Annotated in this window: 20 protein-coding genes; 11 read left to right on the plus strand and 9 right to left on the minus strand. The window is 67.5% G+C overall.

The genetic code is table 11. The features are described from left to right. Positions 1-68 precede the first annotated feature (68 nt). The 4 genes from A5709_RS15940 to A5709_RS15955 all read left to right on the plus strand — a co-directional run bounded on the left by A5709_RS15940 (position 69) and on the right by A5709_RS15955 (position 4,984). Positions 69-962 (plus strand): NYN domain-containing protein, encoded by an 894-nt coding sequence (locus tag A5709_RS15940; RefSeq protein WP_067943922.1) that lies wholly within the window; start codon positions 69-71, stop codon positions 960-962. Beyond that, complete coding sequence (locus tag A5709_RS15945; RefSeq protein WP_068120728.1) at positions 949-2,142, plus strand: MFS transporter; 1,194 nt, start codon at positions 949-951, stop codon at positions 2,140-2,142. The genes A5709_RS15940 and A5709_RS15945 overlap by 14 nt, the downstream gene beginning before the upstream one ends. Positions 2,143-2,292: 150 nt before the next feature. After that, entirely contained in the window at positions 2,293-3,531 is a 1,239-nt protein-coding gene (locus A5709_RS15950; protein ID WP_068120730.1) for a cytochrome P450, read from the plus strand. 103 nt (positions 3,532-3,634) lie between these two features. Further along, the gene (locus A5709_RS15955; RefSeq protein WP_068120732.1) at positions 3,635-4,984 is read left to right on the plus strand and encodes a hypothetical protein; all 1,350 of its coding nucleotides are present in this window, start codon (positions 3,635-3,637) and stop codon (positions 4,982-4,984) included. A gap of 5 nt (positions 4,985-4,989) precedes the next feature. On the opposite strand, the gene A5709_RS15960 is transcribed toward A5709_RS15955, so the two are convergent. Then, positions 4,990-5,916: an alpha/beta hydrolase gene (locus A5709_RS15960; RefSeq protein ID WP_068120734.1), complete on the minus strand. Its 927-nt coding sequence runs from the start codon at positions 5,914-5,916 to the stop codon at positions 4,990-4,992. A gap of 117 nt (positions 5,917-6,033) precedes the next feature. On the opposite strand from A5709_RS15960, the gene A5709_RS15965 reads away from it, so the two are divergent. Further along, a complete protein-coding gene (locus A5709_RS15965) occupies positions 6,034-6,744 on the plus strand; it encodes a 2-thiouracil desulfurase family protein (protein WP_068012059.1) in 711 nt (236 codons plus the stop codon). Between the two features lie 439 nt (positions 6,745-7,183). Here the strand turns inward: A5709_RS15965 and A5709_RS15970 are convergent, their stop codons facing one another. Next, positions 7,184-7,405, minus strand: coding sequence for a hypothetical protein (locus A5709_RS15970; protein ID WP_067946652.1), 222 nt, complete (start codon positions 7,403-7,405; stop codon positions 7,184-7,186). A gap of 345 nt (positions 7,406-7,750) precedes the next feature. Here A5709_RS15970 and A5709_RS15975 point away from each other — a divergent pair, with 345 nt between their 5' ends. Next, positions 7,751-8,044 (plus strand): PepSY domain-containing protein, encoded by a 294-nt coding sequence (locus tag A5709_RS15975; RefSeq protein ID WP_068120736.1) that lies wholly within the window; start codon positions 7,751-7,753, stop codon positions 8,042-8,044. 3 nt (positions 8,045-8,047) lie between these two features. Here A5709_RS15975 and A5709_RS15980 read toward each other — a convergent pair whose 3' ends face one another. Continuing rightward, on the minus strand, positions 8,048-9,007 hold the full coding sequence (locus A5709_RS15980; RefSeq protein ID WP_068120739.1) for a DUF1259 domain-containing protein: 960 nt from the start codon (positions 9,005-9,007) through the stop codon (positions 8,048-8,050). Positions 9,008-9,171: 164 nt separating this feature from the next. Here A5709_RS15980 and A5709_RS15985 point away from each other — a divergent pair, with 164 nt between their 5' ends. From A5709_RS15985 to A5709_RS15995, 3 genes are read left to right on the plus strand one after another with little or no spacing between them, the layout of a single operon-like run. Further along, positions 9,172-9,879, plus strand: coding sequence for a response regulator transcription factor (locus A5709_RS15985; protein WP_369827344.1), 708 nt, complete (start codon positions 9,172-9,174; stop codon positions 9,877-9,879). Then, the gene (locus tag A5709_RS15990) at positions 9,876-11,228 is read left to right on the plus strand and encodes an ATP-binding protein (RefSeq protein ID WP_068120743.1); all 1,353 of its coding nucleotides are present in this window, start codon (positions 9,876-9,878) and stop codon (positions 11,226-11,228) included. Before A5709_RS15985 ends, A5709_RS15990 begins: the two co-directional genes overlap by 4 nt. Positions 11,229-11,275: 47 nt before the next feature. Next, a complete protein-coding gene (locus A5709_RS15995) occupies positions 11,276-12,274 on the plus strand; it encodes a cation diffusion facilitator family transporter (RefSeq protein ID WP_068120745.1) in 999 nt (332 codons plus the stop codon). A 5-nt stretch (positions 12,275-12,279) separates the two neighbouring features. Here the strand turns inward: A5709_RS15995 and A5709_RS16000 are convergent, their stop codons facing one another. The 6 genes from A5709_RS16000 to A5709_RS16025 form a co-directional block, all read right to left on the minus strand. After that, positions 12,280-13,575 (minus strand): NRAMP family divalent metal transporter, encoded by a 1,296-nt coding sequence (locus A5709_RS16000; protein ID WP_068012058.1) that lies wholly within the window; start codon positions 13,573-13,575, stop codon positions 12,280-12,282. A 129-nt stretch (positions 13,576-13,704) separates the two neighbouring features. Continuing rightward, positions 13,705-14,781 carry a PDR/VanB family oxidoreductase gene (locus A5709_RS16005; RefSeq protein ID WP_068012057.1) on the minus strand — a complete coding sequence of 359 codons (1,077 nt, stop codon included), beginning with the start codon at positions 14,779-14,781 and terminating at the stop codon, positions 13,705-13,707. Positions 14,782-14,791: 10 nt separating this feature from the next. Then, complete coding sequence (locus tag A5709_RS16010; RefSeq protein ID WP_068012056.1) at positions 14,792-15,694, minus strand: alpha/beta fold hydrolase; 903 nt, start codon at positions 15,692-15,694, stop codon at positions 14,792-14,794. Positions 15,695-15,712: 18 nt separating this feature from the next. Next, the gene (locus A5709_RS16015) at positions 15,713-16,621 is read right to left on the minus strand and encodes a metal-dependent hydrolase (RefSeq protein ID WP_067946644.1); all 909 of its coding nucleotides are present in this window, start codon (positions 16,619-16,621) and stop codon (positions 15,713-15,715) included. 17 nt (positions 16,622-16,638) lie between these two features. Next, entirely contained in the window at positions 16,639-19,890 is a 3,252-nt protein-coding gene (locus A5709_RS16020; protein ID WP_068120747.1) for a thioester reductase domain-containing protein, read from the minus strand. Positions 19,891-20,345: 455 nt separating this feature from the next. Then, positions 20,346-21,332 (minus strand): diacylglycerol kinase family protein, encoded by a 987-nt coding sequence (locus tag A5709_RS16025; RefSeq protein ID WP_068120748.1) that lies wholly within the window; start codon positions 21,330-21,332, stop codon positions 20,346-20,348. A 91-nt stretch (positions 21,333-21,423) separates the two neighbouring features. On the opposite strand from A5709_RS16025, the gene A5709_RS16030 reads away from it, so the two are divergent. Next, the gene (locus A5709_RS16030) at positions 21,424-22,293 is read left to right on the plus strand and encodes an oxidoreductase (RefSeq protein ID WP_068120750.1); all 870 of its coding nucleotides are present in this window, start codon (positions 21,424-21,426) and stop codon (positions 22,291-22,293) included. A gap of 46 nt (positions 22,294-22,339) precedes the next feature. Next, positions 22,340-22,905: DMT family transporter (locus tag A5709_RS16035; protein ID WP_197520166.1), on the plus strand; the 566-nt coding region annotated here is incomplete at its 3' end.

The raw sequence follows: 22,905 nt of genomic DNA on the forward strand, positions 1-22,905 counted from the left end.
CGGACGAATCGTGACGGAAAACGCTTCCGGGCCCCACAGTGCCGGAGGCCTCAGCGATGATTTAGTCCATGACCGAACCGGTTGCGGCCCGCGTGGCCGTCTACCTCGACTTCGACAACATCGTGATCTCCCGATACGACCAGGTCCACGGCCGGAACTCGTTCCAGCGTGACAAAGCCAAGGGGCTCGAGCAGTATTCCGAGCGGCTGGACCGGGCCACCGTCGATGTCGGCGCGATCCTCGACTTCGCGTCGTCGTTCGGGACGCTGGTGCTCACCCGCGCCTACGCGGACTGGTCGGCGGATATCAACGCCGGGTACCGCGGGCAGCTGGTGGCCCGCGCGGTCGACCTGGTCCAGTTGTTCCCCGCCGCGGCCTACGGCAAGAACGGCGCCGATATCCGGCTGGCCGTGGACGCCGTCGAGGACATGTTCCGCCTGCCCGACCTCACCCACGTGGTGGTCGTGGCCGGCGACTCCGACTACATCCCGTTGGCCCAGCGCTGCAAGAGGCTCGGCCGCTACGTGGTGGGCATCGGGGTCGCCGGCGCCTCGAGCCGGGCGCTGGCGGCGGCCTGCGACGAGTTCGTCATCTACGACTCGCTGCCGGGGGTGCCGGCGCTCGAACCGCAGCCCGCGGGCGCCGAGTCCGAGGCGAAGCCGTCCAAGCAACGGGCCGGGCGCGCGAAGCCGCCGCAGGCCGACGAGCCGGAGCCACCCGATCCGCAGGCCGCCGCCACCGCGCTGCTGACGCGCGCGCTGCAGATCGGCCTGGAAAAGGACGACGTCGACTGGCTGCACAACTCGGCGGTGAAGGCACAGATGAAGCGGATGGACCCGTCGTTCAGCGAAAGATCCCTGGGATTCCGGTCTTTCAGCGATTTCCTGCGTTCTCGGTCGGACGTCGTCGAGTTGGACGAGACATCGACGACACGGATGGTGCGGCTTCGTGCCCCAGAGTGAAACCGACTCGAGGCCACGCTGGCTCACCCGCAACGTGCGGGTGCTCTCCGGGGTCTCGTTCCTGCAGGACACCGCCAGTGAGCTGTTGTATCCGCTGTTGCCGATCTACCTGACGGCGGTACTGGGTGCGCCGCCGTCGGTGGTGGGGGCCGTCGAGGGCGCGGCCGAGGGCGCCGCCTCGCTGACAAAACTCGCGTCGGGCCCGCTCGGCGACCGGTTCGCGCGGCGCCCGTTGATCGCCACCGGGTACGGGATGGCGGCGCTGGGCAAGGTGATCATCGCCATCGCCGCGGCGTGGCCGGGCGTGCTCGCGGGCCGCGTTGTCGACCGGCTCGGTAAGGGTGTGCGCGGCGCGCCGCGGGACGCGCTACTGGTCGACGATGTCGACGACGCCCTGCGCGGCCGGGTCTTCGGCTTCCACCGCGCAATGGACACCTTCGGTGCCGTCTTCGGTCCGCTGCTCGGGCTGGTGGGTTACGAGCTGCTCGACCACCGAATCGCACCGTTGCTGTATGTCGCCATCGTGCCCGCCGTCCTGTCCGTGGTGCTCGTCTTCGGTGTACGCGAGCGCGGGCGTCGCGCCCCGCGAACGGAGCGGCAATCGATGTGGGCCGGCGTGCGCTCATTGCCGCGGCCGTATTGGCGGGTGACCGCACTGCTCGTGTTGTTCAGCGTGGCGAATTTTCCCGACGCCCTGCTGTTGTTGCGGCTCAACGAGATTGGCTTCTCGGTGGTCGGGGTGATCCTGGCATACGTCGGCTACAACGCGGTGTACGCCCTGGCCAGTTATCCCGCCGGAGCGCTCGCCGACCGCATCGGCAGGCCGGCGTTGTTCGGCCTGGGTCTGGCGTTCTTCGCGGTCGGCTACATCGGGCTGGGGCTGACCACCGACATTGTGACGGCGTGGTTGCTGCTCGGCGCCTACGGACTGTTCACGGGGTGCACCGACGGCGTGGGCAAGGCCTGGATTTCGGGGCTCGTCGACCCGGGGCACCAGGCCAGCGCGCAGGGCGTGTTCCAGGGCCTGATCGGACTGGCCGTCCTGGCGGCGGGGCTATGGGCCGGCCTCCTGTGGGGCGCGAACGGTCAACTGCCGCTGCTTATTTCGGGAGTCATCGGGGGGGTGTTCGCGGTCGTGCTGATTGGCGGCCAACTGGTCCGCGGGATGAGACCCGGTTAGGTCCCGAACCGCACGGCCACACACGCCCTCCAACTTGTATGGCCCGCTGGGCCGAGAAGCGGCAATATCGTTGACACTCAACCAGCGCGGCCATACATTGTGTGAAAGTTGTCGCGAACTGATCGCTCGCGCGACCTCGAGGAGACCGTCATGACCGTCGGTACCGCTCCCACAAGCGTTTTCGATGCCGATCTGCCGACGCTGGCCTACGACTCCGAAGAAACCCCCGCCGACGTCTATCCCCGCCTGCAGGCGGCGCAACGGCAGGCTCCCGTCGCCATGGGGCCGCACGGACCCGAAGTTCTCTCCTACCACCTCGTTCGCTCCGTTCTTCGCGACGCCCGATTCCACATCCCGCCGGGGATCAACCTGCTCGCCCAGGGCGTCACGTCGGGACCCTTGTGGGACAAGGTGGTCAACAGTCTGCTGTGCCTGGAAGGCGACGCGCACCACCGGCTGCGCAGCCTGACGTCCAAGGCGTTCACTCCCCGCGCGACCCTGCGGCTGCACGACACCATGGTCGCGGTGATGAACGAGCTGGTGGATGCGGTCATCGACGCGGGCCGCTGCGACGTCGTCACCGACCTCGCGCGCCCCTACCCCGTGCCGATCATCTGCGCATTGCTCGGCGCTCCGCGCGAGGACTGGCAGCAGTTCTCGGCGTGGGCGGACGACGTCTTCAAGGCCTTCAGCTTCAGCGTCGACCTGCGAGCCGTCGAGCCCGTCGTCATGAGCGCGTGGCACCAGCTGGACGCCTACGTCGACGACATGGTCGCGCGGCGACGGCACAGCCTGACCGATGACCTGCTCTCCGACCTGATTCGCGCCGAGGACCCGACTTATTCGGGCGACCGGCTGAACACGGCCGAACTGCGGATGCTCGCGGGCGGTCTCCTGCTGGCGGGGACCGACACCACCCGCAACCAGGTGGCCGCCTCGGTGCACGTCCTCTGCGAGCACCCGGAGCAATGGGGCCTGCTCAAGGATCACCCCGAACTGGCGATGCGCGCGGTCGAGGAGACCATGCGCCACTCGCCGATCGCGTGCGGGACCCTTCGCCTGGTGGTCGAGGACGCCGATCTGGACGGCTACCTCTTTCCAGCCGGCACGATGGTCCTGGTGAACACCGCCGCGGCCAACCGCGACCCGGCGGTGTACGACGAGCCCGACCGGGTCGACATCGCGCGCGAGGGGGCGCCGCCCATCCTGACCTTCGGCGGCGGCGTGCACTACTGCCTGGGGGCCAATCTGGCCCGCCGGGAGATCGCCGAGGCGCTCAACGTCATCGCGGGCCGCCTGCTCAACCCCCGCACCGCGGGGCCGGTGCCATGGAAACCGATGGTGAGCCTCAGCGGGCCGAAAAGCCTGCCCATCGAGTTCGACCGGTAGCCGGTCCCTCGCCTGGTGTGACGAAGACGTTCTGACATAAGTCGCGGTGAGTCCCGGCCCGCCTTACGCTCGTTGGTTACACGAACTTAACGGGGGTTTTCCGATGCGGGCGTTCACTGGGCAAACTGTGCCCAAAGTTGGGCTTGCCCTCGTCGCGGCGGTCACCTGTTTGGCCGTCGCGTCCTGTTCGGAGACCGCGTCCCCGCCCGCGGCGACCCCGACCACCTCGACTTCTTCTTCGAAAACCGCCACCAGCGCCGCCCCCTCGCCGGCCGCGATAACCGGTCCGCTGGAGAAGGATTGGAAGAGCTACGGCGGTACGGCGTACTTCGGTTGCCCGGACAAACTTTCGACGGGCAAAACCGCGCTCGAGGACATCCGCCCGAAAATCTTCGATCCGAAAACCGGTCAATACATCGCGCCGGCCGTTCCGGCGGTCGCCGCGGGCGAGAACCTCACCGGCGCCATCTGCGCGCTGACGGGCACGGCGGACGACATGAGGGTCGTCTACATCGTCACGACCGCCAAACCCGCCCAGGCGCAACAACCCGCGGTCAGCAAGGCGACCGCGTACGCCTACGACTTCAAGGCGGGTCAACCGTTGGCGACAAAAGAGCTGCAGCCGCCCACCCCGGATCTCAAGTTCACCGCGGCGAAGGACTGGGGGCTCGCCTCGACGGCGACGGGAGTGGCGTGGACCAACGCCTTCACCGACGGGCATGGCGCCACGTCACCGCCCCGCACCGTGCTGCTCTCGGGCGCCGACCTGTCGACGCCGTGGAGCGACCCACAATCCGGGCGTGCGTGGCAGGACGTCCTCGCCTTTCAACGCAATACCGACCCGGCCAAGACGTCGGGCGCCGAGCTGCGCCGGCCCAGCGGAGAGGCGATCTATCAGGACAACGACATCCGCAGTGTGGACGCCGAATTGACGGATGGCCCAGACAAACTGGTGCAGATCACGCATTGGGACTCCTACAATCCCCCGGCGCTGTCGACGATGTTCTATGACCTGAACGCCAAGGCCGTCATCAAGGTCGGCGACTCCGACCGCATTCCCGGTGGCGGACTGTCCGCGACGCTGTCCGACGGGAAATTGTTTGTCGACGGCCATGATTCGGACAGTTCCGCATTCGGCTTCGGGGTGTGGAACCTACGCGGCCAGCAGTGGGATTACCTGAAGACGCGGGACGACGCGAAGAAGATGTCGATTGCCAAGGTGGCGTTCTTCGAAGACCACCTCTACATCACCAACACCGGCAACACGTTCGCCGTTCTCGCCCTGCCCGCCACCGATCCGATTGCGACCACGTGGTCCGTTCGGCCCTTCACGCGAATATCGGGCTGGACGCTGGTATGCCGCGGTGAGAATGCCGCGGCCCTCAACGGGGACTGCAAAGACATCGTGATGGTGCAAGACCAGGACGGCCACTTCCCGGGCCCCTGGTCCTGAACTCGTCAGGGACCCAAGTGGCGGCGCAGAAACTCCGTCTGCACCGAGCTGATCGCCTCGAAGAGCGCGCCCGTGTAGACGTCGAAGTGACCCACCGGATAGCGGTGCAGTTCAACGTTATTCATTCGCGACGCGATGCGCACCGCGAACCTGGGTGACGCTTGCAGGTCGTGGTCACCCACGCACATCAGGACGGGCATGCGCAGCTTCTCCGCGGTCCCTTTTCGGTAACGCGGCAACGCGAACAACATGCGGGGCGCCAGCGCATTGCGCCAGCCCACGGCTTCGCCGCCGAGCGCCTCGAACGCTGCCTTCGCCTCGGGTTCGGGGAACACCGCGGTCTGGCCGGGATCGGCGACCACCGGAACCAGATACGGTCCCCGGCCCCACTTCGCGCCAACCACATCGCGCACCGCTGCGACGGTGAATTGCAGCGTCCGCCACGTGACGTCCCAACTGAGACGCTCGCGCAGCCCGCGGCCGCGGTGCCAGCCGTCGATCAGCGGAACCTGCGTCACCACGGCGGCGATGTCGGGATCGGTGGCGGCGACCGCCAGGACATGGCCACCGCTGAGCGACGTTCCCCACAAGGCAATTCGACGCGGATCGATGTCGTCACGGCCGCGTGCGTACCGCACCGCCGCCCGGTAGTCGTCCTGTTGTTCGGCGACGTTGATGACTTGCCGGGGCTCGCCGCCGCTGGCTCCGAAATGCCGATAGTCGAACGCCAGCACCGCCAGGCCCGCCGCGGTGAACTTCTCCGCGTACGCGGGCAGACCCAGTCGCTTGGTGGCGCTGCCGCCGTGTCCCATCACCACACATGCGAGCCTGCCGGCCGCCTTCGCGGGCCGGTAGAGATCGGCCGCGCAGCGCACCCCACCGGACTCGAAGAGCACTTCCTGGAGCATCGGCACACTGGTTCCACTCTGCATCGGTACAACCTGGTCCCAATCTGCCCCGCGGCGCGCCGCCCCACCAGAACCAAGAGGACCACCCTTCGGTGACCTTGGCCCCTACTGAACGGTCAAGCGGATGTCGATGCTCTCGGTATGCGTGGCAGGCAACCGCAGCTGTTGCTCGACCGACTGCACGACGAACGCGGCCGGCGGGTTGTGCTGGTCTCGCACTGCCTGCTGAACGAGAACACGCGTTACGCCGGCGGCGCCACCCGGCCCGGTGCCGTGTCGGAGGTGGTCGAGGAGCTGATGAAGGCGGGTTACGGGATTCATCAACTGCCGTGCCCGGAGCGGCTGGCCTGGGGCGGGGTATTGAAGCCCCACAGCCTGCACCTGTACCACTCCAAGGGCGGATGGCTGTATCCGCTGCGCGGCCCATTGCTGCGCGTATTCGTGCTGTGGACCCGCCTCGTCTATCGCCGCTTGGCGCGGCAGGTCGCCCGCGACGTTGCCGACTACCAGGGTTCCGGGATCACGGTGGCCGGGATCGTCGGGATCGGCGCGTCTCCGTCGTGCGGGGTGACCACGACCCTGGACATGCGCGCCTCGCTGGAGGTGGTGGCGGCCTGCCCGGCCGCCGCCTTGACCCGCGATGTGATGAACGAGCGGGCCGTTCTCGGGTGCCGCCGCAAGGGCAAGGGCTTGTTCGTCGCCGCGCTGGATCGACAGTTGCGCCGTCGGGGGTTAAGAGTTCCGGCGTTCGAATACGACCTCGCGGCGGAGCTTCGCGGTTCGCGGCAGGCACCGCTCGCCGTGGGCGCGGTGCGGACCCTGGGGAACGAGAGCGACATCGCAAGCCACTGACCTGCTTTCGATCTGAGAGTTGTGCACCTGCAACGACGAGGCACGGACGTTCGCGTTGACGCGATTACCCTACGGGGGTATGGTTGCGGCATGAACGCGGCGCCGCCTTGCTGCTGCGAACCGACTGAGTCCACCCGCGGTCGCGGCGCTAGTTGCATACCTGGCGACAGGCCGTAAGTGACCTATTCCCAGGTGATTACGAGACTCCTCGGCAGTATTGCAATCGCCCTCGGCGCCGGTGTTTGGCTAGCTCCACCCGCCAGCACCGACCCGAATGTGTTCGGTAGCCTGAGCTGTCGTTGCCAGCCGCCAGCGGGAACCAGTTCCGACGTGTCCGCTCAGATTGCCCGGGGACTCCACGACGGCCTCTTTAGGACCCGCGAATTCGGACAGAGATGAGTTGCGCCCGAACCCGTTCGGGCGATGACGCGCCGGGCCGTTAGAAGAGGTGCGGGGTGCTTCGGTGATGCCGGTGGTCGTAGTGCACGACCGCCGCGACCACGCCGGCCCCGAGACCTACGCAGGACAGCAACGCGGCGGCCGCCACCATCGCCCAGCCCGGATGGCCGGAGCCGGCCGCGAAGAGGGCCATCGGCAGGGCAGCGAATGCGAGCAGTGCGGACATCAGCCCGGTCCAGGCGGCGAATCTATTGAGCATCATGATTGAGCCTCCTTAGCCGTCAATCACGATCATCGTCCTCGTCGTGACTTTCCGGCAAGGTCCCATATGCAGGTAAGACCCTTTCGAGGTGCGCCTCAATCGGGGTTGCCCCGCCAACCAACAGCCTCGCGGAAGTGCCGAGTCTCAGAGATGTACTTTTTTCGTCCGGTGCACGACGCTTCTCGCGATTACCGCCCAACGTCCACCATCGATTAGTTCAAAGCCTGCCTACCGACAGCAAGCAAATCACCTGCACGCACGAGTTGGACACTTTCATTCTGCCTTCATGTGCCGCCGCTACCTTCGCTTCCACAACCAGATCATGGACGGGAAGGGGATGGATCCATGAGGATCAGAACGAAGGTCGGCATCGGTGCGGCCAGCGCGGCAGTTCTGGCGGCCATCGGCATCGGGGTGGCCACCGCCGACGACCAGGAGATCACCGGCCCGGCCGCCGATCAGGCCCGCGCTGCGGCGGTACAGGCGATACCGGGCAAAGCAGGGAAAGTTGAAAGGGAAACCAACGAGGGCGCTGCCTATTACGGGGTGCTCGTCACCAAACCCGACGGCACTGAGGTGGAAGTACATCTGGACCAGGGCTACCACTTCCTGGGCACCGAAGCCCCGGATAACGACTGACGGCTATCCCGACCGCAGGTTGGTGGCGTCGAGCGCCGGGCGTAACGCCTTGGCCAGGGTAACTGCGTCATCGATGGCCCAGTAATGCATATAAAACAGCCGAGGCTCCTCGGTGAGTCCGTGGTTGTGCACCTCGACAATCTGAATGTTGCCGGCGCGCAGGGCCTGGATGACCTTCTGCACTTCGGGGGCGATCAGAATGAAGTCTCCGTTGATCGCTGCGCGACCGCCGCCGACGGGTTGGAAGTTGACGACGGTCGTGAGGTTCAGCGATGCCGCCGGCAGAATGTGCCCGTCCTGCACGATGGTGTCCTTGCGCGTAATGCTGTACTTGAACAGCCCGCCGTCGGAAGTTCCCTTGCGGCCCAATGCTTGTTGGACTCCGGCCACGTCGATGTCGACCGGCGGCTGCTGCGCCGGTGGCGGGATGGCCGGGCTAATCGACGTCGCGTCCAGCGCCGCTTTGATCCCCTGAGCAAGCTGCACGGCGTCACCCATCGCATGGACATGGGTCCACCAGACCGGCGGATTCTGTTGCAAGAGATGCTTGTGCAGCCCGGTCTGGGCGATGCCGTGTGCCTGCAGCGCGTCGGTGACCTTGGGCAGCTCGTCCTCGGTGACCACGAGGTCGCCCATCATCAGCGTCTCGTTGTTGTCGTATCGGGCGAATGCCACATACCCGCCTAACGACAACCCCGGTCTGATGTCAACACCGTAGGAGGTGATGTGAAGGTCGTTGCGCGGCAAGTTGATCCGATACGCGGTGTCGTTGTCGCCGAGTTTACCGCTACGGCCGAGCACGTCGGCGACCGATTTCCAATCGGCATCGCCAGTGGCCACCGGCAAACGGGGATTGGCCGGTTGGCCGGTGCCGCCCTTGGAGCCCGAACTACAGGCCGCCAATACCACCGCCACCGTGGCTGCGATCGCGATTCCCACAACGGCACGCTTGACACCGGACATGGCGGTGGGTCTACCGCTTGTTCATGAAGCCACGATGAAGCAGACCCGGCGCGTCGGCATGTCCTCATCGCAGCTTCATCAATACCGACTACACCTGCCTTACCTCCGCCCAAGGGCGGATGATTGGTGTAGTCCTGGTGGCACCACCGGGGGCAGAGAGGGTAGTGGCAACGGTGCGAGTGCTGGTGGTCGAAGACGAGCCCAAGATGGCCGACCTGCTCCGCCGCGGTCTGGTCGAAGACGGCTATGCCGTCGACATCGCCGCCGACGGCGCCAGTGGCTACCACGCCGCGACGGTCTGCGATTACGACGCGGTTGTCCTCGACGTCATGCTGCCGGGTCTGTCCGGCTTCGACGTCTGCCAGAAATGGCGTAGCCGGCAGAATTGGGTGCCGGTGTTGATGCTCACCGCGCGGGGCGCCGTCGCGGACCGAGTGGCGGGGCTCGACGGAGGCGCCGATGACTACCTCACCAAGCCTTTTCACCTGGACGAGCTCTTCGCCCGACTGCGATCGCTGATCCGCCGCGGGCCGACACCGCGGCCCACGGTGCTGACCGCGGGAGAACTGCGCGCCGACCCCGCCAGCCGCAGATGCTGGCGCGGCGAGGTTGAAATCGACTTGACCACCAAGGAATTCGGCCTGCTCGAACTGCTGATGCGCAGGCCCGGCACGGTGCTTACCCGAGGGCTGCTGACCGAACATTGCTGGGATTTCGCCTACGAATCACGTTCCAACGTCATCGACGTCCACATCCGCGCGCTACGCGACAAGATTGACCGGCCGTTCGGCCTGCACTCCATCGAAACGGTCCGCGGAATCGGCTACCGAATGCGCGCCGATGGCGGTGTGCCCGACAAAACGGGCCGATGATCCGTCGCTGGCCGATCCGGCTCAGGCTCACCGCCGCTTTCACCGCAGTCACGGGGCTGGTGCTGTTCACCGTGGCGACTCTCACCGTCGCCCACACCAAGGAATCGCTCGATGCGGCGATCACCGAGTCTCTGTCCACCCAGCTGGCCAACCTCCGCCCGATGGCAGCCGACGACGATCCCTTGCTCGCGGGAGGTGATCCCGACACGGCCCAGCAGATCGTCGCCCCGGGTGGTCAAGTACTGGCGGCGACCTCCAATCTGGCCGGGCGGCCCGCACTGTCACCCTCGCAGCTGAACAACGCCCGACGAGGGAACCTGGTCACCGACCAGTCGCAGCTCGGCAGTCTGCAGGGACCGGTGCGGCTGGCGGCCGGCCCGGCGCCCGGCGGACGCGTCGTCGTGGCGGCGCAGAGCCTTGCCGACCGGGACTCCGCCGTCGCGGATCTGCGCGACGAGCTGGCCGTCACCTTCCCGCTCGTCTTGCTCGCCACCGCAATCGGCGCCTACCTCCTGGCGGCCGCCGCCCTTCGACCGGTCGAACGAATGCGTATCCGCGCCGCCGGGATCGGCGCCACCGACTCGGAGGCCCGGCTGCCCGTCCCACTGGCCCGCGATGAAATCCAAGATCTGGGAATCACTTTCAATGAGCTGCTGCGGCGGCTACAAGACGCGCTGGAGCGAGAACGACAGTTTGTGATCGACGCGGGCCACGAGCTGCGCACTCCGCTGAGTCTGCTGACGACGGAACTCGAACTCGCCGTTCGGCGCCCGCGAAGCAACCCCGAACTTGTCGCCGCCTTGCGCTCCGCCCTGCAAGAAACCACCCGGCTGTCCCGCTTGGCGCGCGATCTGCTCACGGTCGCGGATGCCGGCTCGCGGGGCGAACCCCCCACGATCGACCTGAGCACCAGCCTCGCGAGTATCGGCGAGCGCTATCGGCACAGCCTCGACGGTCAGCTCGAGATTGACTGCCCCGCAAAGCAATACCTCTGCGTCGAGCCTGACGACCTGGAACGGATCGTCAGCAACCTCATCGACAACGCCGTCCAGCACGGCGCCCCTCCTGTCACCATCCGAGTCGGGTCCGCCGCGGACGGCGTCGAGATCCGCGTCGGCGATCACGGTGCCGGATTCCCACCCGGCTTTCTCCCACACGCGTTTCGCCGCTTCAGCCGCGCGGACACCGCGCGGACCACAGGTGGCAGCGGCCTCGGGTTAGCCATAGTCGACACCCTCACGCGGCGCAATCACGGCACGGTCACCGCCGAGAATCTCGCCGGCGGGGGTGCCGAAATCACCGTGAGGTTTCCCGCCGCCACGGGCCAGCGCTCGCGCGTCAGCGGTTGAATGCCCTATTATCTGCGTATGCATGCAGGTAAGCGGGCAGCGTGGCGATGACTGCGGAGAGCGGCCACCACCACCACCATGGGCATGGGCATGAACATGCCCATGGACTCCGCGGCGTCGTGGCCAAGTTTTTCGTCCCGCATAGCCACGACGCCGCCGACAGCGTCGACACCGCCCTGGAATCCAGTGCCGTCGGCATCCGGGCGGTCAAGATCGGCCTCATCGGCCTGGCCGCGACCGCCGCGATGCAGGTGGTCATCGCCGTCGTGTCGGGGTCGATCGCACTGGCCGCCGACACCATTCACAATTTCTCGGACGCGCTGACCGCGATCCCGCTCTGGATCGCATTTTCGCTGGGCCGTCGGGCGGCAACCCGCCGATATACCTACGGCTACGGGCGCGCCGAGGACATCGCGGGCCTGTTCGTCATCGGCATGATCGCCCTGTCGGCGATGATCGCCGGCTACGAGGCCGTCCTGCGGCTCATCCACCCCGTCGCCGTCGAGCACGTGGGCTGGGTCGCGGCGGCCGGCGTCGTGGGCTTCCTCGGTAACGAGGGCGTCGCGAGCTACCGGATCCGGGTCGGCCGCCGGATCGGCTCGGCCGCCCTGGTCGCCGACGGCCTACACGCGCGAACCGACGGATTCACCTCGCTGGCAGTGCTTTTCGGAGCGATCGGTGTCGCTCTGGGCTACCCGGTTGCCGACCCGGTCGTCGGCATGATCATCACGGTGGCGATCGCGGCGGTGCTGTACCGCGCCGTGCGCGACATCTTCCGCCGGCTCATGGATGCGGTGGACCCCAGGCTCGTCGACACCGCCGAGGCGTGCCTGGTCGCCCGACCGGGTGTCCGCAGCGTGCGCAGTATCCGGATGCGCTGGATCGGTCACCAGCTGCACGCCGACGCGGAACTCGACATCGATCCCAACACCAGCCTCGAGGACGCCCACCGCATCGCTCATGACGCCGAACACGAACTGACTCACGCGGTGCCGAAGCTCAACAGCGCGCTCGTGCACGCCTACCCGGCGCACCGCGACGAGTAGACGGCTCAGATCAAGCCCAGCGCCTGCGGAACCATGTACAGCCCGAAGCCCATGACAACGAGGCACAGAAACCAGGTGATGTATTTGTGCGGCCCGCGCATGCGCCACTGCTCGGGCAGCGCCTTGGCCTCCAGTGCCAGCAGCAATCCCAGCACGATCGGTAGCAGCAGGGCGTTCATCACTTCGACGTCGACCGCCAGGTTGACCAAGTCGACGCTGGCCAGGACGAGCACCGCGCCGACGATGTGGGCGAGCGCGTAGGTGATGTAGAACTTGGCCGTCTCGCGGTTGGGCCGCTCGTTGAGCGTGTGCCGCCACCCGAACACCTCCGCAAGCCCCCACGCCCCGGCGAGTGAGGCGACGATCGCGGCAACCAGCGCCGCGCCGAGCATGCCCAGCCCGAAGAGGACCGTCCCGCCGGTGCGGCCCAGGTACGGGGTGAGCGAATTGGCGACCTCGCCGACGGTGTTCAGCGACCCCCCGCCGTCGTGCGCCCCTACGGTCGAGGCCATGGTGACGACCACCGCGATCATGATCAGCTGGGTGAGCACCGCGCCGGTGGCCGTGTCGTAGCGGGCCTGCCGAATCGTGTTCTCCGACAGATGCTTATCCACCACCGCGCCCTGCTGGTAGAAGACCATCCACGGCATGATGACCGCGCCGACGTTGGCCGCGACCAGCAGCAGATACGACGAGTTGCCCAGGGGCATCGAGGACATGCCGTCCAGCAGCGCATCGAGCCGCGGCCGCGCCAGCACCATGGCGACCAGGAACGCCAGCTCGGCCGCGCCGACGATCAGGCCGATGCGTTCGACGCGCCGGTAGCTGCCGGTGAACGCCAACGCCAGCAGCGCGGCCGTCGCGACCGGGATGCTGACCGACCGCGAGATGCCGAATAGTTCCCCCACCCCGGCGACGCCGGCGAACTCCGTGAGCAACGCCCCGATCGCCGAGGCGAACAGCGTGAAGGCCGACAGCCACGCCCAGCCGCGGCCGAATCGCTCCCGGATCAGCGCACCATGCCCGCGCTTGGTGACGATGCCGAGCCGCACCGTCATCTCCTGGACGCAGTAGAGGATCGGCATCAATATCAGCTGCGGCAGCACCATCCGGTAGCCCCACTGGGCGCCGGACTGCGACGCGGTGATCAACGACCCCGCATCGGTGTCCGCCAACATCACCACCAGGCCGGGGCCCCAGACCGCAAGCAGACCCCACCGCAGCCATCGGCCGCGGGCTCGTAGCGACACCGACGGCTGACCGTCGAATTCTTCCGCCACTGGTGTGGTGGTATCGGTCACCCTTGCCCCATTCCTTCACTGCGTTGACGCGGCCCGACTGCCGATGATAACTAAGGCTCACCTAACCGCTGCAGTTTTGCTGCAGAGAGCCATTCAGATTTGAGATTTGCCCTCTCCGACTGCGGGGGATCAGGCGTCGATCACGAGGCGATCGCCCTTGGCCCGGGAGACGCAGACCAGCATGTCCCCGTCGCCCTCCACGGTGCGGCCGCGGCGATCGACCTGCCCCGCGAGCACCTTCACCTTGCAGGTGCCGCAGAAGCCTTGCTGGCACGAGTAGGCGGTGCTCGGGTCGTCGTCGAGCATGACGTCGAGCGCCGACCGGTTTGCGGGGACCGCGAGCACGCGCCGCGAGCGGGCGAGTTCCAGCTCGAACGGGACACCGTCGACGACGGGCGGCGGGCCGAAACGTTCGTAGTGCAGGGGCGCGTTCGCGTGCTGGTCGCGCTCCGTGCGCACCGCTTCGAGCATGGCGGTCGGGCCGCACACGTACACGGCCGTCGTCGGCCCGGTGCCGGCGAGTAAATCCCCGGCGGTCGGGATGCGGCCGCGCTCGTCGTCGGCCCACACGGTGACCCGGTCGGGCGCGATCGCCACGAGCTCGTCGAGCAGCGGCATGTACGCACGGCTGCGCCCGGCATACACCGCGCGCCAGTCGATTCCGCGCTGTTGGGCGAGCCGGATCATGGGGAGGATGGGTGTCACGCCGATGCCGCCGATCACGAACAACGCCTCGCGCTCATCGGTGACGAGATAGAACGCGTTGCGGGGGCCCTCGAACTCGAGCGTGTCGCCCACGTCGAATGCGTCGTGCATCTCGATCGAGCCGCCGCCGCCGTCGGCGATCCGGCGCACCGCGATGCGGTAGTCGGTGCGCCGACCGGGCGGACCGCACAGTGAGTACTGGCGGCGGCGGCCCGAAGCCAGCCGGACATCGATGTGCGCGCCGGGAGTCCAGGACGGCAGCAGTCCGCCTTGCGCGTCGGCGAGCGTCAACGCAACCACGTCGGGCGTGAGAACTTCGCGCTTGGTGACCACCGCGGTGTTGGTACGCGGCACCGGTATCACCCGCGACGGGTCCCACCGCGACGCGGATGCCAACCCGCCGAAGAGGGTGCCGACTCCCCACAACGCCGTGTAGAGCCGATCGCGCTTGCGGCGACCGTACAGGTCGGCCGGTCTGCTACGCCAAATAGTCTGTGCCACAGCGGTTATCCTAGGTCTGCCCAATGGCGTTCTGATCGACCCACTCGCTCGTGAGCCGCGCGATGACCTCGGGGTGGGAGGACACCACCCAGTGCCCGCCCGCGATCTCGACGACCCTGCCGAGGGGCGGTATCGAGCCGGTGAACCGCTGCAGGGGCGGCGAGACGAAGTAATCCCTGCGCGCCACCAGCACCTGCACGGGGACCTTGGTCTGTGGCAGCTGCTTTCCCGGCGCCAGGAACGGCCCAGGCATGTTGGCGCGGTACAGGTTGAGCCCGTTGACGTAGTCGCGGATGGACCGGGTGGGCGCAGCGCGCTGCCGGCCGGTGCCGCGTGGACGGCCGATCAGTTCGACCGCCGCGAAGACCGCCACGGTCGCCCGGGACCAGATCGCCAGCTCGGGCACCCCCGGACACAGAAAAAACCAGATGTACGTCGACGCCAGCGCCTGCTTGAGCACATCGAAGACGCCGCGGGGGGTGCGCGCGGACCGCAGGAACTTGCCCGCGTAGTTCAGGTGCGGGCCGGAAATCGACGTGAATGAGGCGACTTTGCGCATCACCGCATCATCGGTGACCGCCGACCACGCCTGGATGGAACCCCAGTCGTGGGCCACCAGGTGCACCCGCTCGACGCCGAGGCTGTCGATCACCGCGCCGATATCGGAAACCAGTTGGGGCAGGCGGTATCCCGAGCGCCTGGCCGGCCTGGACGATGCACCGACGCCGCGCACGTCGAAGGCCACGAAGTTGTAGCGCCCGCCGAGCTGTTCAGCGACTCCGTCCCACACGTGGTGGTTATCCGGGTAGCCGTGAATCGCCAGGATGGTCGGGCGCCCGCGGTCGATCTCCGAGTGGGCGTGGACCGCAAGGGACACGCCGTCGGAGGCGATTACGTTGCTGCACTGGGTCATTCGCGCTAACCCCGGAGCTCAGTGGGCCGCGCGGGCGGCTGGTGACCGGGCCAGGTAGTCCACCGCGCGCCCGACTCCGCCGAGTTTGGAGGGGTGGAAACTCGGCGTGTAATAGGCGCCGATGACCCGCAGGAACTGGAAGGGGCCGGGCACCAGGCCACGCCGTGCCGCGCTGAAGTAGTCGCGCCAGCGCGGTTTGGTGCCCGGCGGCAGGTACGGGTCGACCGAGTACATGAACCGCACGCCGCGAATGAACAACCACAGCAGCGCGGGTGTCACCAGTAGCTGGGTGCGCACCTGCCGCCAGTAGCCGGCGCGCAGGTGCTTCATCGTGTCGAACGCCACCGCCTTGTGCTCGACCTCCTCCGCTCCGTGCCAGCGCAGCAGGTCCAGCATCACCGGGTCGGTGCCGAGGGCGTCGTGTTGCGGGGTGTCGAGGATCCATTCGCCCAGGATGGCGGTGTAGTGCTCGAGGGCCGCCACCATCGACACCCGCTCGAGCAGCCAGCTCTGGCGCCGCCGCCGGCCCCATCCGGGCCGGTCCCCGATGAGTTGGGAGAACAGCCAGCGCATCTGGTCGGTGAACGGCGTGACGTCGACGCCGTTGGCCGCGAAATGGTCCAGCACCCCCGAATGCGCCTGGGAATGCATGGCCTCCTGGCTGATGAAACCCTGCACGTCCAGCCGCAGCTGGTCGTCTTTGATCATCGGCAACGTGTTCTTGAACGCGTCGACGATGAACTCCTCGCCCGCGGGCAGCAGCAGGTGCAGCACGTTGCAGAAGTGCGTGGTGAAGGGCTCGTTGGGCACGTAGTAGAACGGCAGCTTCGCCCAGTCGAAGTCGACGTCGCGCGCCTGCAGGACGATCCGCTCATGGTCGAGCGACGCGTCATGCGGACCCGTCGCCTGATCGTCGACGGTGAACATAGAAGACCCCCTTACGGCTAAGCGCTGCGTTGCGCCTCGGCCTCAGCCTCGGTGATCAGGCGCTCACTGCGCAAGAACCGGACGAGATTCTCGACCGTGTCCGCCAGCGCCGGCTCACGGAGGCGGACCGCGGCCAGCGCGCGCGCACTCTGGTATTGGCTGTTGCCGTAGCGCTTGTCCCGCATCGCCGCGATCTTGTCCGCCGAGCGGGTGAGGAAATCGACCAGCGGGTAGATGGGATCCCGCGGCGTGCAGCGCCGATTCATCTCGGCGACGAACGACGGGATGTCGTGGTAGTCGAAGCGGTAGCCGTAGCGCTCGGTAAGGACCCGGGTGATGTCGGTCATGTTGTAGTAATCGTCCGCGGTCATATTAAAAACGTTGCCGCACACCGAGCCGGCCTCGGCCGGAAGCTCCATGAGCGCGACGATGTGGTCGGCGATCAGGTCCGCCGGCAGCAGGCTGAGCTGGTTGAGCGCGTTGGCGGCGACGCCGTGCTCGATCATGAACGCCATGGTGCGCACCAGGATGTCGTCCTGGCTGCCGAAACCCGCACTGGTCGGTGAGATCAACGAAGGCCGGAAGATGCGCACGTCGAGCCCCTGCCGCTGGGCGGCGAAGGCCAGCTGCTCGGCGACCCACTTGGTCTGCGAGTAGCCGAAGTCCAGGGCGTTCATCTCCAGGTTCGCGTCGGACTCCCCGACCACCGGCTTGACGCTCCACCCGTAGATGAAGGTGCTGGAGACCAGGTGGAAGGTTTTGCGGTGCGCCGTCATGGCCAGCCGCAACAGCTCGTGCGTCCCGATCACGTTGGCGGGCCGCAGGGCGTCGTAGGTCCTGACGTAGTTGACCAGGGCGCCGTTGTGGACGATGGCGTCGATGCTCTCGGCCAGCCTCTGGAACCCAGGCTCACCGATGCCCAGCTGCGGCGCGGCGAGGTCACCGCAGACCACGCGCACCCGCTTGCGGACCTCGACCTCCAGGGCCGGCGTCCACAGCCGCGCCTTACGCAGCGACGCGACGATCCGGTCCAGGCCGTGTGCCTCGTCGGTCGCGCGAACCAGCGCGTGGACGGTGAACGACGTCCGGCCGAGCAGGCTGCTGACCAGGAACGGCCCCAGGAACCCGGTCGCGCCCGTCAGCAGGATGTCGCTGGGCGCGCCCGAGCGCCGCGTCGGCAGCGCCGGCAGCGGAAGCTGTGCGTCGGCACGCATCCGCGACATCTCGTAGGCCTCGTACTCGGCCGAAATCTGTTCCAGTGCCTGTCGCAGCGCGTCCAGCGGCTGCCCGGATCCCTCACCGAACTGCCGCATGAGGCGGAAGAACTCGGCCACCGTCAGTCGCTGCAGCAGGCGCGTGTTGACCTCCTCGGCCAGCTCCCCCGCGCCGTGCTCTTCCAGCAGGGCCTGCAGGTCGGCGCGCAGTTCGGCGAGCGCCAGCGAGTCGATGCCGAGGTCCGCGAAGGAGCAGTCCTCGTCACCGGTCAGGTCGTAGCTCTCGATCAGGTTGCGGAACCGGTCCAGCGGCCCGGGGTTCACCTCGGCCCGGTCATGGGGCTGGTGCGTGTAGGTCGACAGGACGGGCAGCTTGCCGTCCAGCCAGAGCTGGCGCGTCGACGAGCGCCTGATCTTGCCCGACGTGGTCTTCGGGATGCTGTGCGGCGGCACGAACGCAATGGTGTGCGGGTCGATGTGGCCGTGCCGCCGGACGGCCCGCGCCAGGGCCTTGCCGTCGGGGAGCGCGTGCTCTCCGCGGACCTCGGCCACCACGGTCAGCACTTCCTGCTCGTCGTGCTCCACCGAGAAGGCGGCGACGCAGCCGCCGCGGACCTCCGGGGCCGACCGCTCCACGATGCCCTCGATGTCGGAGGGGTAGCAGTTGACGCCGCGCACGATGATCAGGTCCTTGCTTCGGCCGCAGACGAACAGCTCGCCCTCGTAGAGGAAGCCGAGATCGCCGGTCCGCAGGTAGGTGTGCTCGGTGTCGCCGGGGATGCGGGCCGCGAAGGCCTCCGCGCTCAGCTCCGGGCGGTTCCAGTAGCCGCCGCCTTTGGACGGCCCGTCCAGCCAGACCTCGCCGACCCGGCCCTCGCCGAGGGCCTGCCCGGATTCCGGATCGACGATGCGGACGACGTTGCCGTCGATGGGCTTGCCGCAGCTCACCACCGGAGCCTGGTTGCTGTTCTCTGGCTGGGCCTTTTCGACGCGCGCGAGGTTGTTCTCCAGCGCGCGCTTGTTCAGCGCCAGCGTCTGGCGCCCGCGAAGCGAGACGATCAGGGTGTTCTCGGCCATGCCGTACGCACCCGTGAGCGCGTTGGGCTCCAGGCCGTAGGGGGCGAAACGCTGCCGGAATCGGGTAAAGGTGCTGGCGCGCAGCGGTTCCGCGCCGACGACGATGCTCTCCAGGCTGCTCAGGTCGATCCCGGCGAGCTCAGACGTGGGCAGCTTGTCCTCGCGCAGGCACAACTCGAGGGCGAAGTTGGGCACCGGCGTGTGGGTGGCGCGCACGTCACTGATGAGCCGCAGCCAGGCCGACGGCCGCTTCAGGAAGTCAAGTGGGGACATCGCGTGTGTCGTCCCGCCGACCAGCAGGATGAACAGGTACGCGGAGATCAGGCCCATGTCGTGGTGTTGCGGGAGCCAGCTGACCAGCACCTCGCCGCCCGTAAAGGCCGAGGCGTTGGCGATGACGTTGGCGTGGCTGACCACCACACCCTTGGGGTCGCTGGTGGAGCCGGACGTGTACTGCAGGAAGAGCACCGGTCCAGGCGTGTCGGGCACGGGCGTGCCGCCGAAGTCCTGCGTGCCGTCGGTTCCGTACCAGGGCAGTTCCGGGGGCCGCTGGGCGTCCGGCCAGGGTGACCCCTCGTCGAGGTGGTTGAGGAGCAGGCGGTAGTCGTACTCGAACTGCTTGGTCGACAGCACCGCCTTGGCCTGGCAGTCGCGGGCGATGAAGCTCAGTTTGGCCAGCCCCGACTCGAACGACATCGGCAGCGGGGGGCTGACCGGCACGGCGACCACCCCAAGGCGGGCGCACGCATAGAACGCCGCGACCATCTCCAGACCCGGCGGGTAGACCAACAGCGCGCGATCTCCGGGGCGCAGCCCGGCCTCCGCCGACAGGTACGCGGCCAACTCACGCGTCCGCTCGGCGAAACTCTGGTAGGTGTAGTGCTCCTGCTCGCGACCTTCGTCGTCGACGAACCGGAAGAGGGTCTTGTCCGGAGTCAGCGCTTCCCGCATGTGCAGGTGATCAATGAGCGTCTCCATCGCAGGAGCCACCCCCTTCCGGGTCACTATGGGCGATAAGAACTTTGGGATCAATCGATAAAGCCCAATGTAGCGCCGCTAATGGATGCCAGGCAAAGCGGGCGGAGGCTTTTCCAGCGCTGCACATTACTTTCACAGGAAAGGCTTATCTCGGATCGCGTATTGCGCGGAAGCCAGGTCCGCAACTACGGACTTCAGTATGTCAGTTGCCAGTCTAACCAGTGGGTTTGGTTACTCCAGCGCTCAGCATGCGCGCGAATACTGAGATACGGATTTGCGTTAGTCCTGAATTCTCGCCTTCGAATGTGTGCGCAATTCCGCCGACATTTAGTATCGCCATCGCAAAGGGGACATCCGCACCCAAAGGATTTGAAATCCTCGGCTTCCGGATGGCGCAGGCAAGTGATTTCCGCCACGGTCCGGGGTCAGCGGTGCGGATCTACTGAGATGCGGAGTCAGCCGGTCTGGGCGACGCGGATGAGCGGCCCGGCGCGGGCCACCAGCCGAGTGATACCGACGAACCGTTCGCCGTCGATGATCGGGGAGAGCGGCTCGCCGTCGGCCTCGATGACCATTTCGCGGCCATTGACGTCGCGCACCCCGCGACCCCTGAGCGTGCCGTTGGTAAGCGCAGCGGGTAGCTGCACAACGATTCGCGAGGGCCGCACCTCGCCGGCCTGAAAGTGCAACGCGCCGGGCTTCTCGGCCTTCGGGAAGAGCCGGAACGGCCCGCCGATGCGCAGGTCGATGGCGCCGGCGTGCAGCACGCGGTGCATTCGCGTCGGAACCTCCACGCCGTCGATGACGACCCGGGCGCGCGTCGGGGCGAACAGCACGGACGCGTAATTGGAGTTCTGTGAACGGCCGACTTTGGTACCGAGGTAGTCGCGGAACGAGCGACCGATCACCCGGACGACTTCCCCGCGACCATGGTCGGGCTTGCCGTAATACATGTCGTAGAACCGGTTCCCGACGCCCCCGGCGGCCAGCCCGAAGCACAGACGATGGAACGCGGCGCCGTCGGCGGTCTCACCGTCGAGCCGCAGGGTGTCAAGGCGCATCTCGGGCGGGGGCCGATCCGCCTCGGCGGCGGCCGCCAGCGATCGGATGATGGCATCGGGCCGGCCGCGGACGCGCGCCTTGCGGGCGACGGCGTTGACACTGCCGCCGTTGGTGGGGACGAAGGTCGGCCAGCGCTCGGGGTCACTCTCGCAACGCTCGATCTCGTTGATCAACCAGTGCAGCGCGCCGTCGCCGCCGTCGCCGACGAGGTGAGTCGCCCGGGGATGCAGCCGGTCCAGGGTCTTGCCGAGGTCCTCGATCGAGGCGGTTTCGTGCACCTCGCCCCACGGGCCGACGATGCGGCGTAACTCGGCGACGCGGTCACCCCGCCCGCGACGATTCCTGCGCGCGAGCGGATTGACGATGACCCCTAGATACATCCGTAACGTCCAGGTGAGGTTCCGCTGGCCATCCCACGCACGATACCTGCGGCCGGACGGCGATCGAGATCACGTAGTTAGGGTGGGCTGCATGCCTGGTTGGACCGCAGCAGACCTGCCTTCGTTCGCCGGACGCACCGTCGTGATCACGGGGGCCAACGCCGGCCTGGGCGAGGTAACGGCGCGCGAATTGGCGCGCGCCGGGGCCCGCGTCGTCCTGGCCGTGCGCAACACGGAGAAGGGCAAGTCCGCCGCCGAGCGGATGGCCGGCGACGTCGAGGTGCGCCAGCTCGACCTGCAGGACCTGGGCTCGGTGCGGCGCTTCGCAGACGAAATGGCCACGCTGGACGTGCTGGTCAACAACGCCGGCATCATGGCCACCAACTATGCGGTGACCGCCGACGGTTTCGAAGGCCAGATCGGCACCAACCACCTCGGCCACTTCGCGTTGACCAACCTGCTGCTGCCCAAGCTGACCGACCGGGTGGTGACGGTGTCCTCGCTGATGCACCACTTCGGTTACATCAGCCTCAAAGACCTGAACTGGAAGTCCCGCCCGTATTCGGCGTGGCTGGCGTACAGCCAGTCCAAGCTCGCCAATCTGCTGTTCACCAGCGAACTGCAGCGGCGTCTGGACACCGCCGGTTCTTCGCTGCGCGCGCTGGCCGCCCACCCCGGCTGGTCGCACACGAACCTGCAAGGCAACTCCGGCCGAAAGCTGGGCGACGCGGCGGTGTTGGCCGTCGACCGGATTGTGTCCACCGACGCCGACTTCGGCGCCCGCCAGACGCTGTACGCGGTGTCGCAGGACCTGCCGGGCGACACCTTCGTCGGCCCGCGTTTCGGTCTGTACGGCCGCACCCAGCCGACTTGGCGTAACTGGCCGGCCAAACGGGCCGGCACCGCGCTGGCGCTGTGGGACCTGTCCGAAGAGCTCACCGGTACCGCGTTCCCGCTCTGAACCGCGCTCGGCGGGCGGTTTGCCGGGGCCCGACTAGATTAGTGGCATGTCGAGGGCTGATTTGGCGGCGATTCTCGCCCTGTGCGCCGCGCTGGCGTCCGCGATCGGCAACGTGGTCCGTCAGCGATCCGCCCAGGAGGTCACCGACAAACCCGTTGGCCACCTGGCGCTCTTCGGCATGTTGTTGCGCGACACGCGGTGGTGGATGGGCGGTCTCGGCGACATCGCCAGCTACATCTTGCTGGCTGCGGCCCTGGACAAGGGCTCGGTGCTGTTGGTGATGTCGCTGCAGGTGACAGCGCTGCTGTTCGCCCTGCCGATTTACGCGCGGATGAGCCGCCACCCCGTCACCCGCGCGGAGTGGGTGTGGGCAGTGTTACTGACCGCGGCTTTGGTGGTCGTGATCGCGGTCGGCGATCCGACCGGCGGCCAGCAACGCGCGGCGCCGCACGTGTGGCTGATCGTCGCCATCGCGATGGGTCCGCCGCTGCTCCTGGGGTTGCTGGGCGCCCGGATCTGGTCGGACCGTCCGGTGGCCGCGCTGTTGCTGGCCGCGGTCGCCGGTTCGTTGCTGGCGGTGTTCGCGGTGCTGATGAAGGGCGTGGTGGACAT

It is taken from the genome of Mycobacterium sp. E1386, assembly GCF_001672745.1.
Classification (GTDB): Bacteria; Actinomycetota; Actinomycetes; order Mycobacteriales; family Mycobacteriaceae; genus Mycobacterium.

Bases quoted from the DNA above. Each gene is read 5' to 3' on its own strand.
- A5709_RS15940 (WP_067943922.1), top strand. From the start codon at position 69: ATGACCGAACCGGTTGCGGCCCGCGTGGCCGTCTACCTCGACTTCGAC.
- A5709_RS15950 (WP_068120730.1), top strand. From the start codon at position 2,293: ATGACCGTCGGTACCGCTCCCACAAGCGTTTTCGATGCCGATCTGCCG.
- A5709_RS15955 (WP_068120732.1), top strand. From the start codon at position 3,635: ATGCGGGCGTTCACTGGGCAAACTGTGCCCAAAGTTGGGCTTGCCCTC.
- A5709_RS15960 (WP_068120734.1), bottom strand. From the start codon at position 5,916: ATGCAGAGTGGAACCAGTGTGCCGATGCTCCAGGAAGTGCTCTTCGAG.
- A5709_RS15965 (WP_068012059.1), top strand. From the start codon at position 6,034: ATGCGTGGCAGGCAACCGCAGCTGTTGCTCGACCGACTGCACGACGAA.
- A5709_RS15970 (WP_067946652.1), bottom strand. From the start codon at position 7,405: ATGATGCTCAATAGATTCGCCGCCTGGACCGGGCTGATGTCCGCACTG.
- A5709_RS15975 (WP_068120736.1), top strand. From the start codon at position 7,751: ATGAGGATCAGAACGAAGGTCGGCATCGGTGCGGCCAGCGCGGCAGTT.
- A5709_RS15980 (WP_068120739.1), bottom strand. From the start codon at position 9,007: ATGTCCGGTGTCAAGCGTGCCGTTGTGGGAATCGCGATCGCAGCCACG.
- A5709_RS15990 (WP_068120743.1), top strand. From the start codon at position 9,876: ATGATCCGTCGCTGGCCGATCCGGCTCAGGCTCACCGCCGCTTTCACC.
- A5709_RS15995 (WP_068120745.1), top strand. From the start codon at position 11,276: ATGACTGCGGAGAGCGGCCACCACCACCACCATGGGCATGGGCATGAA.
- A5709_RS16010 (WP_068012056.1), bottom strand. From the start codon at position 15,694: ATGACCCAGTGCAGCAACGTAATCGCCTCCGACGGCGTGTCCCTTGCG.
- A5709_RS16015 (WP_067946644.1), bottom strand. From the start codon at position 16,621: ATGTTCACCGTCGACGATCAGGCGACGGGTCCGCATGACGCGTCGCTC.
- A5709_RS16020 (WP_068120747.1), bottom strand. From the start codon at position 19,890: ATGGAGACGCTCATTGATCACCTGCACATGCGGGAAGCGCTGACTCCG.
- A5709_RS16025 (WP_068120748.1), bottom strand. From the start codon at position 21,332: ATGTATCTAGGGGTCATCGTCAATCCGCTCGCGCGCAGGAATCGTCGC.
- A5709_RS16030 (WP_068120750.1), top strand. From the start codon at position 21,424: ATGCCTGGTTGGACCGCAGCAGACCTGCCTTCGTTCGCCGGACGCACC.